The 14,485-nt window shown below is 62.3% G+C and carries 16 protein-coding genes; 9 read left to right on the forward strand and 7 right to left on the reverse strand.

Annotated features, from left to right (window positions below):
- Positions 1-46 precede the first annotated feature (46 nt).
- Complete coding sequence (ggt, locus tag ACSQ9D_RS15255; protein WP_436282905.1) at positions 47-1,786, forward strand: gamma-glutamyltransferase; 1,740 nt, start codon at positions 47-49, stop codon at positions 1,784-1,786.
- Here ggt and ACSQ9D_RS15260 read toward each other — a convergent pair whose 3' ends face one another.
- Both ACSQ9D_RS15260 and ACSQ9D_RS15265 read right to left on the reverse strand, forming a co-directional pair.
- The gene (locus ACSQ9D_RS15260; RefSeq protein WP_436282906.1) at positions 1,787-2,491 is read right to left on the reverse strand and encodes a hypothetical protein; all 705 of its coding nucleotides are present in this window, start codon (positions 2,489-2,491) and stop codon (positions 1,787-1,789) included.
- A gap of 270 nt (positions 2,492-2,761) precedes the next feature.
- Positions 2,762-3,829, reverse strand: a complete 1,068-nt coding sequence (locus tag ACSQ9D_RS15265; RefSeq protein ID WP_436283844.1) for an IS110 family transposase — start codon at positions 3,827-3,829, stop codon at positions 2,762-2,764.
- Positions 3,830-4,117: 288 nt separating this feature from the next.
- On the opposite strand from ACSQ9D_RS15265, the gene ACSQ9D_RS15270 reads away from it, so the two are divergent.
- Both ACSQ9D_RS15270 and ACSQ9D_RS15275 read left to right on the forward strand, forming a co-directional pair.
- Positions 4,118-5,179 (forward strand): helix-turn-helix domain-containing protein, encoded by a 1,062-nt coding sequence (locus ACSQ9D_RS15270; protein WP_436282907.1) that lies wholly within the window; start codon positions 4,118-4,120, stop codon positions 5,177-5,179.
- A 69-nt stretch (positions 5,180-5,248) separates the two neighbouring features.
- A complete protein-coding gene (locus tag ACSQ9D_RS15275; protein ID WP_436282908.1) occupies positions 5,249-6,223 on the forward strand; it encodes a threonine ammonia-lyase in 975 nt (324 codons plus the stop codon).
- Between the two features lie 30 nt (positions 6,224-6,253).
- Here ACSQ9D_RS15275 and ACSQ9D_RS15280 read toward each other — a convergent pair whose 3' ends face one another.
- Complete coding sequence (locus tag ACSQ9D_RS15280; protein WP_436282909.1) at positions 6,254-7,051, reverse strand: SDR family NAD(P)-dependent oxidoreductase; 798 nt, start codon at positions 7,049-7,051, stop codon at positions 6,254-6,256.
- 119 nt (positions 7,052-7,170) lie between these two features.
- Here ACSQ9D_RS15280 and ACSQ9D_RS15285 point away from each other — a divergent pair, with 119 nt between their 5' ends.
- Entirely contained in the window at positions 7,171-8,115 is a 945-nt protein-coding gene (locus tag ACSQ9D_RS15285) for a GlxA family transcriptional regulator (RefSeq protein WP_436282910.1), read from the forward strand.
- Here ACSQ9D_RS15285 and ACSQ9D_RS15290 read toward each other — a convergent pair.
- A complete protein-coding gene (locus ACSQ9D_RS15290; RefSeq protein ID WP_436282911.1) occupies positions 8,106-9,035 on the reverse strand; it encodes a LysR substrate-binding domain-containing protein in 930 nt (309 codons plus the stop codon). The two genes, ACSQ9D_RS15285 and ACSQ9D_RS15290, sit on opposite strands and share 10 nt — an antisense overlap.
- A gap of 106 nt (positions 9,036-9,141) precedes the next feature.
- Between ACSQ9D_RS15290 and ACSQ9D_RS15295 the strand changes: the two genes are divergently transcribed.
- Genes ACSQ9D_RS15295 through ACSQ9D_RS15305 form a run of 3 tightly spaced genes read left to right on the forward strand, consistent with a single transcriptional unit; the run spans position 9,142 to position 10,435 of the window.
- On the forward strand, positions 9,142-9,561 hold the full coding sequence (locus ACSQ9D_RS15295; RefSeq protein ID WP_436282912.1) for a tautomerase family protein: 420 nt from the start codon (positions 9,142-9,144) through the stop codon (positions 9,559-9,561).
- Positions 9,561-9,887: a cupin domain-containing protein gene (locus ACSQ9D_RS15300; RefSeq protein ID WP_436283845.1), complete on the forward strand. Its 327-nt coding sequence runs from the start codon at positions 9,561-9,563 to the stop codon at positions 9,885-9,887. Before ACSQ9D_RS15295 ends, ACSQ9D_RS15300 begins: the two co-directional genes overlap by 1 nt.
- The gene (locus tag ACSQ9D_RS15305; protein ID WP_436282913.1) at positions 9,884-10,435 is read left to right on the forward strand and encodes a DUF4865 family protein; all 552 of its coding nucleotides are present in this window, start codon (positions 9,884-9,886) and stop codon (positions 10,433-10,435) included. The genes ACSQ9D_RS15300 and ACSQ9D_RS15305 overlap by 4 nt, the downstream gene beginning before the upstream one ends.
- Position 10,436: 1 nt before the next feature.
- Here ACSQ9D_RS15305 and ACSQ9D_RS15310 read toward each other — a convergent pair whose 3' ends face one another.
- The 3 genes from ACSQ9D_RS15310 to ACSQ9D_RS15320 all read right to left on the reverse strand — a co-directional run bounded on the left by ACSQ9D_RS15310 (position 10,437) and on the right by ACSQ9D_RS15320 (position 13,129).
- Entirely contained in the window at positions 10,437-11,072 is a 636-nt protein-coding gene (locus tag ACSQ9D_RS15310) for a LysE family translocator (RefSeq protein WP_436282914.1), read from the reverse strand.
- Positions 11,073-11,204: 132 nt separating this feature from the next.
- Positions 11,205-12,644 carry a pyruvate kinase gene (pyk, locus tag ACSQ9D_RS15315; protein WP_436282915.1) on the reverse strand — a complete coding sequence of 480 codons (1,440 nt, stop codon included), beginning with the start codon at positions 12,642-12,644 and terminating at the stop codon, positions 11,205-11,207.
- Positions 12,644-13,129, reverse strand: a complete 486-nt coding sequence (locus tag ACSQ9D_RS15320; protein WP_024317297.1) for a DUF1036 domain-containing protein — start codon at positions 13,127-13,129, stop codon at positions 12,644-12,646. The genes pyk and ACSQ9D_RS15320 overlap by 1 nt, the downstream gene beginning before the upstream one ends.
- Positions 13,130-13,327: 198 nt before the next feature.
- Here ACSQ9D_RS15320 and ACSQ9D_RS15325 point away from each other — a divergent pair, with 198 nt between their 5' ends.
- Together ACSQ9D_RS15325 and ACSQ9D_RS15330 are read left to right on the forward strand one after the other, a co-directional pair.
- A complete protein-coding gene (locus ACSQ9D_RS15325) occupies positions 13,328-14,119 on the forward strand; it encodes an N-formylglutamate amidohydrolase (RefSeq protein WP_436282916.1) in 792 nt (263 codons plus the stop codon).
- Positions 14,120-14,130: 11 nt separating this feature from the next.
- A complete protein-coding gene (locus tag ACSQ9D_RS15330) occupies positions 14,131-14,436 on the forward strand; it encodes a DUF1244 domain-containing protein (protein ID WP_037119759.1) in 306 nt (101 codons plus the stop codon).
- Positions 14,437-14,485 lie beyond the last annotated feature (49 nt).

Genomic DNA, 14,485 nt, shown 5'->3' on the forward strand with positions numbered 1-14,485 from the left:
TCACTGCGTCCCATATCCATTGCACCGACATGCTTTGAGGGAAGTCATGGATCACCCCAACATCACAATATTTGCGGCTGTCGCCGCGCTGTCGCTTTCACTTGCTCAGCCGGCGCTCGCCGCTTCGCCCACGCCCGTTGAAGCCGAGCATGGCATGGTCGTAACAGCCCAGCATCTGGCGACCAACGTCGGCGTCGATGTGCTGAAGAACGGCGGCAACGCCGTCGATGCCGCAGTCGCCGTCGGCTATGCGCTCGCCGTCGTCTACCCGACGGCCGGCAACATCGGCGGCGGTGGCTTCATGACGATCCGCCTGAAAGACGGCAAGACGACATTTCTCGATTTCCGCGAGCGTGCGCCGTTGGCGGCCACGAAGACCATGTATCTCGACGCCAAGGGCGATATCGTTCCCCGCGCCAGCCTCGACGGCTATCTCGCCGTTGGCGTGCCCGGATCCGTGATGGGCTTTGAGATGGCCCGCGAGAAATACGGCACGAAGTCACGGCAGGATCTGCTGGCGCCGGCCATTCGCTACGCCAAGGAAGGCTTCACGCTGGAACAAGGCGACGTGGCCAGCATCGCCGGCAGCGCCAAAAGGCTCGCGAAGGACGAGGCCGCCGCAAAGATCTTCCTAAAGGCGGAGGGAAAGCCTTACGCCGCCGGCGAGAAGCTCGTTCAACCCGACCTCGCCGCCGTACTCTCCAGCATCGCGGATAAGGGGCCGGATGCCTTCTACAAGGGCGTGCCGGCCGACGCGATCGTCAAGGCGAGCCAGGCGACGGGCGGCATTCTTGCCAAGGAGGATTTCGAACAATACGCGGTCCGTGAACTGAAGCCGATCGAATGCAATTACCGCGGCTACGACATCATCTCCTCGCCTCCTCCCTCCTCCGGCGGCGTCATTATCTGCGAAATCCTCAACGTGCTGGAAGACTACCCGCTCTCCTTCCTCGGCTACGGCTCCGCCGAGACGGTTCACCTGATGGTCGAGGCTATGCGCTATGCCTATGTCGACCGCAATGCGGCCCTCGGCGATCCTGATTTCGTGGAAAACCCGGTGTCGACACTGCTCGACAAGGGCTACGCCAAGGCGATCCGCGCCAAGATCGATCCCTACAAAGCCGGCACCTCTGCCAACCTGAAACCACTCAGCGTCAAGGAAAGCGTCGAGACCACGCATTACTCGATCGTCGACGACGAAGGCAATGCCGTCGCCGTCACCTACACGCTGAATGGTTCCTTTGGCGCCGGCGTCGTTGCGCCCGGTACAGGCATCCTGCTCAACAACGAGATGGACGACTTCACCTCCAAGCCCGGCGTTGCGAACCTCTACGGGCTCGTGCAGGGCGAAGCCAATGCGATCGCGCCCAAGAAGACGCCCCTCTCCTCCATGAGCCCGACCATCGTCACCAAGGACGGCAAGCCCTTCATGGTGGTCGGTAGCCCCGGCGGCTCGCGCATCATCACCATCACCCTCGAAGCGATCCTCAACGTCATCGATTTCGGCATGGACATCAGCCAGGCGGTCAATGCCCCGCGCATTCACCACCAATGGCAGCCGGACAAGATCTATCTGGAGCCCTACACGCTCTCGCCCGATACGATCCGGGCATTGATCGCGATGGGCCATACGCTTGATGATGGCAGCGGCCCGCCGCAATGGGGACAGGCCGCTGGTATTCTTGTCGGTGGCAAAAGCCTCGCCGCTATCGAGAAGGGCGGCGGCGCACGCTACTATGGCGTGATGGACAGCCGCGCCACCGAGGGTTCCGCCGGCGGTTACTAGTCAGCGGATACGCGCATGGACAAAATCGCCCTTGATGCTGACACGCGGCCTGGCGCCGGGCACACTCGGCTCCAGGCTATCGACATAGGACGCCTTGGCGATCACCGAATAGTCCACCGGCACGCTCCCGAAGTCTAGATCCGCCTGCAGTGACTGCGCATTGATGCTGACCGTCTCGTCCTGGCGGATCGTGTCGTAGCGTAGCCGTGCGCGCACCGCTGCGCCGAGGATATCGATCCCGGTCGCGTGGCCGTCGAAGGTGATGTCGGTCGCCTTGCTGGAGATTGCAACGCCGGCGAAATCGCCATCCAATCGTGCCCTTACCGCCTGCTGGTCGATGCGCACGGTGGTGCCCGGCACGAGATTGGCCGAAACCTCCGGCGCGCAATCCGAAAGATCCGTCCATGAGGTCTGCATTACCTCGATTTTCAGGACCGTTGCATCGATGCGCATTGCGCTTCGATCGCGACAGCCGTTGAAGAACCAGCTGGAATACCAGGATGAGAACCAGCCGCTGCGCCGCGCGCTCGTGTTGGCACTGTAGGGTTGCGTGTTGGTCGTGGTCAGCCTGATGTCGCTGGCGTCGCCGCTGATGACGACGGAACGGACGGAGGAAATATCGAGTGCCTCGCCCGTCGTTCGAACATCGGCAAAGGCGCAAGCAAACGTCAGGATGAATGCGGGTATGAAGAGGATCAGTGTCATCGATTACTCCAATGAAAGAACGCAAGGGGCAAAACGCCTTCAATTAGCGGCTTTCCTTGGGTTCGGTTTCGTTTTGACCGGCGTTCTCGCCGATCGGCCAAGTCTTCCTTTCCGCGGGACAGAATGTTTCCGTCCTGCGGTTCTCGAACCATTCTCCAATGCGTGCCCTAATGCCGCTTCTGGCTTCGGTCACAGGGTGGCGTTCGGCTCCCGGTTTCCCATTCTCCTTGATGAGCGCAGCCCAGTCCTGCCGGGCTCGCTAGAAACCGATCAGGACAACCGGGATATCATCGACGCGCCTTTCCTGGGGCTCGTGCCGCGCGGCTGATAGGCGCGCTGGTCACGCAGGATCTGGAAGGCGATCGTCAAAAGCTTGCGCGCGATCGCAACACGCGCCTTGTTCACTCCTCTGAACTTCAGGTGTTCATACTGGGCGCGAAGCTGCGCATCGCTGGCGATGGCAGGGGTGACGGCTTCAACAAAGGCCCAGCGCAGCCACTTGTTGCCCTGCTTGATGATCTTGCCGTGAAAGGTCTTGCCGCCGGAGGAATAGGTCGAGGGCACCAGCCCGGCATAGGCGGCGAGCTTCTTCGGGTTACTGAACCGCGCTATGTCGTCGATCTCCGCGTCGATCAATCGGGCAAAGAACTCGCCGATGCCGGGGATCGTCTTCAACAGCTTCACATTGGCATTGGCCTTGGTCATTGCCCGGATCGTTGCTTCCGACTGTTTGATGCGCACGTCGATGTCGCCGATGAATTCGAGGCCACGATTGATCTGGATGCGGTCGATCTCTGAGACGTTCACTTGAGCCAGCTGGATGCGGCCGGCCCTGCCGAACAGATCGCCGAGCTTCTTCAGCTGCGCCGTCTGCTCCGGATAGCGATCAAATACCGTGACGATGCGGTTTTTGGTCATCGTGCGCAGCCGCACGTAAAACATCCGCTCGCGCAGCGCGACGCGAAGGTCTCGCGATCTCTCGCTGGGTGCCCAGGCCTCCGGTACCAGATCGGCTCTGAGCAGATGCGCCAGCACCGTCGCATCGATCTTGTCGGTCTTGATCTTGGCGTCGGCAATCGCCTTGACCTTCAAGGGATGGGCGAGAACGACATCATCGCAAATGTCGTCGAGCCAGTCGTACATCACCATCCAGTTGCGGGTCGCCTCGACAACCGCGTGGCTGTTCTCGCGGTAGCGTTCGAGAAACCCGCCGAGCGACTGACGGTCGTTCTTAACACGGCCAGAGCGCAGCGTTTTGCCTGCCGAATCCTGCACCACCAGGTGGCTATAGGATTTGTGGTAGTCCACGCCGATATGGTAATCATAAGAGGCAGTCATGCTTCCAACTCCCTTATTGAGATTTGCAAAACCCCAATAGGATAAGCCGAAAGGCTGGAAGTGTGACTGTCCCTCGATCATCCACTGCATCTCGGTGATCCGTTCTCTCAGCGGCCGCGGCCTCTTTCATGCCAGCTCCTTGAACGGGCCGGCCATTGGTTGGCGACTGCATGCAAGGTGAAGAGCAGGACACGATCTGGAGACCTGAATCGCGATCCGGGTCGCCCGCGATTGCGATCAAGGCCAAAGTCGTGCAGTTATTGAACGCACCTTACCGGACCTGCCGTCATGATCTTCGTTCCGCTTCCATTTGTCGTCGCGTTGCTGCTCGCCATCCTGCTCGTGCGGATGCTGCGGCAGAACGATTGGGCCGAACAGGAGAAGCGTCCATTCCTGCTCCTCATTGGTGCCTACACGCTGCAATCGATCCTGATCGGCATCCGCTGGGGCTATGAGGTGATCGCGATCCTGCCCGCCCAGTCGGTCGTCGCCTCGCTGATTGCGGCGCTCGCTTGGATTAGCTTTCGCAATCTCGCCACGGATGGCCCGGCATCGCTCCTCCGCTTCTGGCCGCATATTTTGCCAAGCGTATCGATCGTCGCTCTCTTGGTGTTCTGGCGCGACCCGATCGGCCCTATCCTGACCATCATCTTCCTCGCCTATGGAGCGGCCCTGCTTTGGCTGGCTCGTCACGGTCCCGACGCGCTCGTCTCCTCCCGCCTCGATGGCGCTCTTCTATCCTACCGTTCTCTCTTGATCACTGGCGTGGCGCTGGTCGCCTCGGCAGCGGCCGATATTGCGATCAGCCTCGACCTCGAGCAGAGCGGCGGTCTCCATGCCGGCGCGATTGTCGCGCTCGGCAACGTGATCACGCTCCTGATCCTTGGCACGGCGGCCTCGATCGCGAGCGGCAGTCAGTCGATCGTCACGACAACCTCGGAACCACCCGCCCCACCCGTACCGAGCCAGGAAGACGATGCGATCGCCAGCGCGCTGGAGAATCTCATGCAATCTCGGCAGATCTACCGCGATCCGGACCTCAATCTCGGCCGCATCGCCCGCAAGATGAACCTGTCGGCCCGCCGCGTTTCGATGGCGGTCAACCGCGTCCACGGCGTCAGCGTCTCGCAATATGTGAACGACTACCGAATCCGTGCGGCCTGCGAGACGCTTGTAACCACGGACGAACCCGTCACACGGCTGATGTTCGATTGCGGCTTCATCAGCAAGTCGAATTTCAATCGCGAATTTCTACGCGTCGCCGGCACCAACCCAAGCGAATTCCGGCGGCGAAGTCGCCACAAGCCAGAGGCTGCCGAAACGCGCCCGACGCTTTTCGTGTCACGGTGACAAAGTCACCGTTCACAAGCATCGCGTGCGGCCCTATGCAAGAGCGTTCCGTTGTTCGAAAGAGTCTCCATGGTCAGCATTGAAATGATCGTTGCCGCCCGCGCCCGCCTGCGCGGACATGCGCGCCGCACGCCGCTTCTTTCCTCTCCCTTCATCGACGAGCTTGCCGGACGACGGGTGTTCGTGAAAGCCGAATGCCTGCAGCATACCGGCTCCTTCAAATTCCGGGGTGGCTGGTCGGCCGTTTCCGCACTCGATCCTGGCGTGCGCGCACGTGGCGTCATCGCTTTTTCGTCAGGCAATCACGCGCAAGGCGTGGCGCTCGCAGCGAAGCTGCATGGCGTTCCTTCGGTTATCATCATGCCGTCGGACGCACCGAAGCTGAAGATTGCCAACACCCGCGCGCTCGGCGCCGAAGTTGTGCTCTACGACCGCGCGACGCAGGATCGCGACGCCATCGGCGCTGCTCTTTCGGGCGAGCGCAAGCTGACGCTGATCAAGCCCTTCGACGAACCTCAGGTGATCGCCGGACAAGGCACGACAGGTCTTGAGATCGCCGAGCAGACGGAAGAAGAAGGCATCAGGTCGGCTGAGGTTCTGATCCCCTGCGGCGGCGGCGGCCTGACATCGGGGATTGCCCTGGCGCTCGAGGCAAGCGCGCCCACATTTCGCGTGCGCCCCTGCGAACCTGAAGGTTTCGACGACACGACACGGTCGCTGGCGTCGGGCAAGATCGAGCGCAACGCGGCGATGACCGGCTCTATCTGCGATGCGATCATCACGCCGCAACCCGGCAATATCACCTTCCCGATCCTGCAGCGCCTCGCGGGCGCCGGCATCGTCGTCACCGACGAAGAGGCGCTCCGCGCTATGGCGCTCGCCTTTGTGCGGCTGAAGATCGTCGTCGAACCCGGCGGCGCGGTGGCACTTGCCGCAGCTCTGTTCCATGGCGATCAACTGGAAGACGACAACGTCGTCGTCGTCACCTCGGGAGGCAACGTCGACGCCGATATCTTCGCCGGCGCACTGGCCCGGCATGGGTAGAGGCAGGACAAGCCTGCCTCATCACTTTCCTTATACAGCCTTGTAGCGCGCAGCCGGTGCCGACCGTGACATGTTCGGCATTAGCGCCTGGCGTGCATCCTCGTAGGCCTTTAGCAGTCCGGCTTCTTCGAGGGCCGGGATGGTCGCGAATTCGCCCTGGTCGAAGCCGGCGAGAGCTGCGTCCACCATGTCTTGCGCCGACATCACGATCTCGGTCGGCAGGTGCTCGACCGGCGTGCCGGCAATACCCCAGAATTCGGTCGCCGTCGCTCCCGGCAGGACAGCCTGAATGCGAATGTTCTTGTCCGCCAACTCGTGCTTGAGCGACTGGCTGAAGGCCAGAACAAAGGCCTTGCTGGCCCCATAGACGCCGTTCAGGATTTCAGGCGCGATTGCGACGATCGACGCGATGTTGATGATCGCGCCGCCGCCACGCGCCACGAAACCGGGCACGGCGGCATAGGTCAGCCGCATCAGCGCCGTGACGTTGAGGTCCACCATCGCCTGCATCTTGTCGACATCGGAGGCAAGCAGCGGTGCGGTGCCGCCAAAACCGGCATTGTTGACAAGAAGCGTGATGCTGCGGTCGCTCTTCAGCACCGCCTCGACGCGCGCCAGATCGACCCCGTCGCCAAGATCGGCGGCAACCGTCTCGACTGTCCTGCCCGTCTCCCTGGTCAATTTCGTCGCGAGTTCGGAAAGGCGTTCGCCATTGCGGGCAACAAGAATGAGGTCGTAGCCGCGCTTTGCGAGCCGCTGGGCATAGATGGCACCGATGCCGGATGACGCGCCGGTGACGAGCGCGGTGCCTTTGTGCTGTTCGGTCATTGTCTTTCTCCATGTTGAGCAACAGCACCTGCTGTCGGCTTGAAGGGAGTCTTACGCTCAGTTGCCAATGTCTTGAATGTCATATAAACCACCATTTAGGACAAATGGAGTTTTGAGCCATGCAGCGCATTGCCATTTTGCTCTTTCCCGGCTTCCAGGTGATGAGCCTGGCCGCGATCTCGGCATTCGAGTTCACCAACCTCGAACTCGACGAGCAGGTCTACGACATCACCTACCTCTCGGAGGCCGGAGGACCGGTGCCGGGTTCCTTCGGCGTCACGATCGAAACCAGCCGCTTCGAAGATCCGGCCTTCGATACGCTCTTGGTGTCGGGCGCGGTCGGCATCAAACTGCCGACTCCTCAGGAGCGCGACTTCATCCGCAACGCCCTTGCCGCCTCCCGGCGCGTCGCCTCGATCTGCACCGGCGCTTTCCTGCTGGCCGAGGCAGGCGTTCTGGATGGTCGCCGGGCCACGACGCATTGGCTTCTCGCCCGTGAGCTGCAATCGCGCTACCCGAAGATCAAGATCGAGGAAGACCGAATCTTCATCATCGACGGCTCCGTGTGGAGCTCGGCGGGCATGACGGCGGGTGTGGATTTGGCGCTTGCCATGGTCGAGAAGGATCATGGCGCGGCTGTCGCCCGCGCCGTTGCCCGCAAACTCGTCGTCTATCATCGCCGCGCCGGCGGCCAGTCGCAATTTTCAGCGCTGTTGGAACTGGAGCCGAAATCGGACCGCATCCAGAAGGCGCTCGCGCATGCACGCAGCAACCTTAAGAACACGCTCTCCGTCGAGGAGCTAGCAGACGCAGCACACCTGAGCCCCCGCCAGTTCAGCCGCACATTCCGGGCCGAGACGGGGCAATCGCCAGCAAAGGCGGTGGAGAACCTGCGCCTCGAGGCCGCGCGTCTGATGATGGAACAAGGCCGGCATCCGATCGATGTCGTTGCGGCGGAAACGGGCTTCGCCGACCGCGAGAGGATGCGCCGTGCCTTCCTGCGCGCCTTTGGCCAGCCACCGCAGGCGATCCGCCGCAACGCGCAGCGCGAGTATCAGGCATAAGCCCTCGCGGCAGAGCGGACGGCCTGCGGCACGACATCGTCGACGGCCCCGCCGACCGATTGCAGCATGATTGCCGCAAGCCGGGCCGCGGCTGGCCCGGGCTCCGCCTCGGCACGATGCAGGACAAGACCGAGCGACGGGAGCTCCGGCAAGCCGGCCTCCTTGGCGAGGAGTGGCTTGACCTTCCGGGGCAGTCCGATCGGGGTGCGGATGGTGATGCCGAGGCCCGCGGCCGTCGCCGCCCACAATCCACCGAGGCTGGGACTGACGAAGGCAAGCCGCCAGGCAATGCCCGCCGCATCGAGGGCCTTTGTCGCCGCAGTGCGCAACAGGCACGGAGCCTCCAGTGAGGCGAGCGGCACCGGCTCGCCGCTGCCGCGGCTCCAGCCGACCGCCTCTTCCGCCGGTCCGATCCAGCGCATCGGGACGTCGGCGATCTTGTCGCAATGTGGCGTCAACGTGCCATCGCTCCATGCTAGGGCCAGATCGAGCTTTCCCGAGATGACGCGCTCGATCAGCTCGACATTGCGCACGACCCGCGCCTCGATGCGGACCTTCGGATGCGCACGAGCAAAGCGGCCAAGCACGTCGGGCAGCAGGGTCTCGCCAAAATCCTCCTGCAATCCGAGCCGCACCCAGCCCTCGAGCTCTATGCTCTGTACGGCGGCAGCCGCTTCATCGTTCAGTTCCAGCAGCCGGCGCGCATAGGCCAGCATCGTCTCGCCGGCATCGGTGAGCGCAAGCCCGCGCCCCGCCTTGCGGAAGATCGGCGTGCCCGCCTGTTCCTCCAGCTTCTTCAGCTGGGCGCTGACGGCCGAGGTCGAGCGGCCGAGCCGGTCGGCCGCCCTCGCGAAATTGCCAAGCTCCATCCCGGTCGCAAAGGTCCTCAGCACATCGAGGTCGAAGATCGTCCGTCGCATCGAAATAGTCCCGTTTTCATGGATCATCAATCCATAAAATTCTGATTTTCTGCATTATCGTGGCGTGCGATGCTCCTTGTCAAGAATTCACTGAGAGGAGGCTGTCATGCCATTCGTTCGTATTTCTCTCCTGCGTGGCAAGTCGCCGGAGTATCTTCGCGCCGTTTCGGACAGCATTCATCGCGCCATGGTCGAGACATTCAACGTGCCGCCCGCCGATCGCTTCCAGGTTATCCATCAGCATGAACGGGCCGAGCTGATCTTCGACCGCAACTATCTGGCCGGACCTCGCTCCGACGACTTCGCGCTTTTTGCGATCACGGCGGGAAAGCCGCGCTCGACGGAGATGCGACAGGCTTTCTTCAAGCGCGCCGCCGAGCTTTTGGGCCAATCGCCCGGCATCCGGCCGGAAGACATCATGATCGTCGTCACCACCACATCGCCGGATGAGTGGTCGTTCGGCGACGGAAAGGCGCAGATGAGCGAGCCCGGCTGGGAAGCCCAAGCATTCGGGAGTGCTGCGTGATGGGCAATCCCCGCAGCATGACGATCCGCCGCCCTGCCGATGGCGAGAACACGGCAATGCGGGCGACCCTCGATGCGGGCACGATCACGCATTGGCACACGCATCCGCGCGGCCAGCTGCTCGATGCGTTGTCGGCAAAAGGCCTGGCGCGGCGCGCAGGCAGTGTTGTGGAAGAGCTGCGGCCGGGCGATGCCGTCTGGTTTGCCGCCGGCGAAAAGCACTGGCACGGCGCCGGACGCGACCGTCCGTTCAGCTATCTCAGCATCCAGGCGAACGAAGCCGGCCGCTTCGTCGACTGGCATGAACCGGTGGAGGCTCTGTCATGATGGCGATGCAGTACAGCTTCAGGCTGCCGGCCGATTACGACATGTCGATCATAGACCGGCGTATCCGCGACAAGGGACCGATGCTGGACGGATTTCCGGGCCTCGGCTTCAAGGCCTATCTCAGCGCCCGCAAGGGCGAGTTCGGATCCAGCGAAAATCTATATGCGCCCTTCTACCTCTGGCAACAGCCGCAGGGCGCCAGCGACTTTCTCACCGGACCCGGCTTCGAAGGACTGACCCAGTCCTTTGGTTGGCCCCGTGTGAAGACATGGATCGTGTGGCGCGCTGAGGCCGCAGCCGCGGTCGCAGATGCCAAATTCGCCTCCGAGGAGACCATGATGATCGAGCCCTACGCCCCGCTGGCGCAGATCAGAGAGGAAGAGAGCAAACGCGCGCAACGCGAAGCGCGACAGGCCGAGGTCTTGGCCTCCGTCTCCGCTTTTGACCCAACGAACTGGACGCTGGTGCGCTTCAGCCTGCACCGATCGGCTCCGCTCATCTCAGGCTCAAGCCAGATCTATCGCGTCGGACACGTCTCCCTGCCCTAGATCACACCGTCGCCCGACGATAGAGCGCCAGCGAACCGGCCAGTGCCAGTAGCGCGCCACCGCAGGCGCGCTCGAGCCAGAGCACACCCTTCGTCTTGAGGAAGCGCACAGCCTGCGCGCCGAACACCGCATAGGCAAGCATGATCGTGAAATCGAGCGAAGCAAACGCCAGCGCCAGCACGGCATATTGCGCCGCCTGCGGGCTCGTTGGATCGATGAACTGTGGCAGGAAGGCCGAGAAGAAGAGATAGCCCTTCGGATTGGTCACCGCGACCATGAAACTCTTCAGACCGATCGAAAACGGCGTTTCGGTCGCGGCCGCAGTCCCTTGCTTCAAGGCGGCATCGATCGTGCCTTTCGACCGCAACATCATGATACCGAGAAAAGCCAGATAGGCGGCGCCGACATATTTGAGAGCCGAGAACCAGAATTCCGAAGCCGCCAGCAGCGCGCCGAGCCCGATCGAAACCGCCCCGATCAGCACGAAATCCGACAGCACGGCGCCCACCATGCCTGCAGCGGCACGCCTGACGCCGTAACGCGAACCATTCGTCATCGCCAGAAGCACCGTTGGTCCCGGCGTGGCGATGCCAACGAAGGAAACGGCTGCGAACGCAAGAAGCGTGACTGTCTGCATGATACCCTCCCGGTCTCGGGGCGCAGACTTGCATTTGCCTGTGTCCGACACAAGGGAGCATAGCGCGTGGGAAACAGAAAGCCCGCCGCCTGTGTCAGGCGACGGGCTTTCGTTCAATCCCTACGGAGTGTCTCAGATGCCGGTCTGACCGTCTGAGCCGATATAGGCGATGCGCAGCATGTTGGTCGCGCCCGGCGTTCCAAGCGGCACGCCGGCCGAGATGATGATGCGGTCGCCCGGCTTGCCGAAGCCTTCGTCGGCGACGATACGGCAGGCACGGTTGACCATGTCGTCGAGGTCCGTCGCGTCGTGCGTGACGACGCAGTGCAGGCCCCAAACGATAGCAAGGCGGCGGGCGGTCTGGATAACCGGCGACAGCGCCAGGATCGGTACCTGCGGACGCTCGCGCGAGGCGCGAAGACCGGTTGTGCCGGACGAGGTGTAACAGACGATGGCCGACAGGCGCAGCGTTTCGGCGATCTGGCGGGCGGCGAGCGAAATCGCGTCGGCCCCGGTTGCCTCCGGCTGCGCACGCTGCGCGTAGATGATGCCGGGATAGTGCGGCTCGCGCTCGATGGCGCTGGCGATGGAGGCCATCGTCGCGACCGATTCGACCGGATAGTCGCCAGACGCGGATTCGGCCGACAGCATGACGGCATCGGCGCCTTCGAAGACGGCGGTGGCGACGTCAGACACTTCGGCGCGTGTCGGGACCGGCGCGGAGATCATCGATTCCAGCATCTGGGTGGCGACGACGACAGGCTTGCCCGAACGGCGGCAGGCGCGGATCAGCTGCTTCTGGATGCCCGGAACGGATTCGAGCGGCATTTCGACGCCGAGATCGCCGCGGGCAACCATGAGAGCGTCGGAGAGCTCGATGATTTCCTCGATGCGCTCGATTGCCTGCGGCTTTTCGATCTTCGACATGATGCCGACGCGGCCGCGCGCGATCTTGCGCACTTCGGCCAGATCTTCTGGGCGCTGCACGAAGGAGAGCGCGACCCAGTCAACGTCATCGGTTTCAAGAACCGCTGCGAGGTCCGTGCGGTCCTTGTCCGTCAGCACGCCGACGGTGAGCAGCGTATCGGGAAGGCTGACGCCCTTGCGGTCGGAGATCTTCGTGCCTGAGATAACCGTCGTGACGATGCTCTTGCCGTCGCACTTTTCGGCGCGCAGTGCGAGCTTGCCGTCATCGATCAGCAACCGGTGGCCGGGCTGCACCGATTCCAGGATTTCCGGATGCGGCAGGAACACGCGGGTGGCGTCGCCGGCAACGTCCTTGTTGTCGAGCGTGAAGGTATCGCCCGGCTTCAGGTCGACCTTGCCTTCGGCAAACTTGCCGACGCGCAGCTTCGGGCCCTGCAGGTCGGCGAGGATGCCGATCGGACGGCCGGAGCGCGCTTCGACGGCGCGGATGCGCTTGATCAGCATGCGCATGACGTCATGGCTGGCGTGGCTCATGTTGATGCGGAAGACGTCCGCACCTGCCTGGTGCAGCTTTTCGATCATCGATTCCTCGGACGAGGCGGGTCCGAGGGTGGCGAGGATTTTAACTTTGCGGTTGCGCTTCATCAATTCGGGCTTTCTTGCGTGCCGGGGGTATCGGAAAGTTGAACCATCCAGCTGCCCTGGCGGCCCGTGTCATATTCCTTGAACCCCATCTTCTGATAGCCACGGGCGTAGCAGTCATTGACCCCCGTGATCTTGAACTCGTTTTCCGCCACGCACATCTGTACGTCACCCGTCCATCGGCCTCCCCGGGCCGCGTCTTCGGCGTAGAGATAGTAGTATCGGGACTGCAACTCCCCTTCGATCAGCGTCGCGCAGGTCGTCGCCGGCACTTGCCACCAGCCTTCCGTCATCCAGCCATCCTTGGCTCGATATCCGATCGCCACGCCCACCAGATTCTGCGTTCCGTTGCACACGCGAAAATCCGCGCGGGCCACATCGGCAATGAAGAACGGCGAGAACGCCGTAAGAACAAAAAGGGCAAAACGGGCAAGCGGCCCGGAACGCGTAAGGAAACTTGGCGCGGTCTGGATCAACACGACTTCCAATTGGCTCCCGGTTATTCGTTGTTGTGCCTTCTTGCGCTGCCTCCCCGCGAATGTCAACGCAATGCTAATCGATTATATTCCGGATGGCCGACCGTACTTGGACCAGGCCGCGGCCTTTGCTTGCCAACCGCGCTTGAACCCGTCCGTGCCCCGTGCGATCAGAGACAGCCCCGTAAACTGCGATCGGCCATTTCCTTCATGAGCACTTTCAAATCACTTGAACTATTAGCCGGCGATCATGACAAAGGCATGGTGCTACTCGGCGATCACGCGATGAACCGACTGCCGGAGCGCTATGGCAGGCTTGGCTTGCCCGACAGTGCATTCGAGCGTCACATCGCCTATGATATCGGCATCGAGGGACTCGTACGGAACTTGTCGACGAAACTCGGCGTGCCCGCCGTGCTGGGCGGCTTTTCGCGGTTGCTGATTGACCCGAATCGTGGCGAGGACGACCCCACACTGATCATGAAGATATCAGACGGCGCGATCGTTCCGGGCAATCATCCGATCACCGCTGAGGAATGGAATTACCGGGTCGAAACGTTCCACCGGCCCTATCACCATGCCGTCAGTGACACGATCGACAGGGTGGCAAACAAGACCGGGAGCGCGCCGCTCGTTCTATCGCTTCATTCCTATACGCCGGTCTGGAAGCACTTCCCTCGCCCTTGGCACGCCGCCGTTCTGTGGGATACCGACCATCGCGCAGTCGCTCCCCTGCTTGATATGTTGCGCAGCGATCCCGATCTCGTGGTCGGTGACAACGAACCTTACGACGGCGCACTGAAGGGCGACACGATGTATCGGCATTGCATGCTGACCGGCATCCCGCACGCGCTGCTGGAGGTGCGTCAGGACCTGATCGGCGACGAGCCCGGCATTGCCGCATGGGCAAAGCGTCTCGCGCCGATCTTTGAGACGATGAACGCCGATCCGGCGCTGCACGAGTATAATGTCCACGTGTCGCGCACCGGCCCGTACGAATGAAGGAGACCAAGATGGCCGCCCTGACGAAACAACAGCAGACCGAATTCGAGGCTGCGGCTTTTCGCCGCCTCGTGGAGCATCTGCGCGAACGCAGCGACGTGCAGAATATCGACCTGATGAATCTGGCCGGCTTCTGCCGCAATTGCCTGTCCAACTGGTATCGCGAGGCGGCCGAGGCCGAAGGCGTCGCGCTATCAAAGGACGAATCGCGCGAAATTGTCTACGGGATGCCATATGAGGATTGGAGAAATCTCCATCAGAACGAAGCCTCGTCCGAGCAAAAAGCCGCATTTGAACTGAACAAGCCGCACAAATAGTCCCCTTGCGACCTGAATCGGCTTGACCCCGGGCACGCTTCGCGGCAGT

This window comes from Rhizobium sp. LjRoot258, assembly GCF_964254185.1.
GTDB lineage: Bacteria > Pseudomonadota > Alphaproteobacteria > Rhizobiales > Rhizobiaceae > Rhizobium.

Bases quoted from the DNA above. Each gene is read 5' to 3' on its own strand.
- ACSQ9D_RS15310 (WP_436282914.1), bottom strand. From the start codon at position 11,072: ATGCAGACAGTCACGCTTCTTGCGTTCGCAGCCGTTTCCTTCGTTGGC.
- ACSQ9D_RS15260 (WP_436282906.1), bottom strand. From the start codon at position 2,491: ATGACACTGATCCTCTTCATACCCGCATTCATCCTGACGTTTGCTTGC.
- ggt (WP_436282905.1), top strand. From the start codon at position 47: ATGGATCACCCCAACATCACAATATTTGCGGCTGTCGCCGCGCTGTCG.
- ACSQ9D_RS15290 (WP_436282911.1), bottom strand. From the start codon at position 9,035: ATGCGACGGACGATCTTCGACCTCGATGTGCTGAGGACCTTTGCGACC.
- ACSQ9D_RS15325 (WP_436282916.1), top strand. From the start codon at position 13,328: ATGAGCACTTTCAAATCACTTGAACTATTAGCCGGCGATCATGACAAA.
- ACSQ9D_RS15285 (WP_436282910.1), top strand. From the start codon at position 7,171: ATGCAGCGCATTGCCATTTTGCTCTTTCCCGGCTTCCAGGTGATGAGC.
- ACSQ9D_RS15330 (WP_037119759.1), top strand. From the start codon at position 14,131: ATGGCCGCCCTGACGAAACAACAGCAGACCGAATTCGAGGCTGCGGCT.
- ACSQ9D_RS15280 (WP_436282909.1), bottom strand. From the start codon at position 7,051: ATGACCGAACAGCACAAAGGCACCGCGCTCGTCACCGGCGCGTCATCC.
- ACSQ9D_RS15300 (WP_436283845.1), top strand. From the start codon at position 9,561: ATGGGCAATCCCCGCAGCATGACGATCCGCCGCCCTGCCGATGGCGAG.
- ACSQ9D_RS15270 (WP_436282907.1), top strand. From the start codon at position 4,118: ATGATCTTCGTTCCGCTTCCATTTGTCGTCGCGTTGCTGCTCGCCATC.
- ACSQ9D_RS15275 (WP_436282908.1), top strand. From the start codon at position 5,249: ATGGTCAGCATTGAAATGATCGTTGCCGCCCGCGCCCGCCTGCGCGGA.
- ACSQ9D_RS15305 (WP_436282913.1), top strand. From the start codon at position 9,884: ATGATGGCGATGCAGTACAGCTTCAGGCTGCCGGCCGATTACGACATG.
- pyk (WP_436282915.1), bottom strand. From the start codon at position 12,644: ATGAAGCGCAACCGCAAAGTTAAAATCCTCGCCACCCTCGGACCCGCC.
- ACSQ9D_RS15265 (WP_436283844.1), bottom strand. From the start codon at position 3,829: ATGACTGCCTCTTATGATTACCATATCGGCGTGGACTACCACAAATCC.
- ACSQ9D_RS15295 (WP_436282912.1), top strand. From the start codon at position 9,142: ATGCCATTCGTTCGTATTTCTCTCCTGCGTGGCAAGTCGCCGGAGTAT.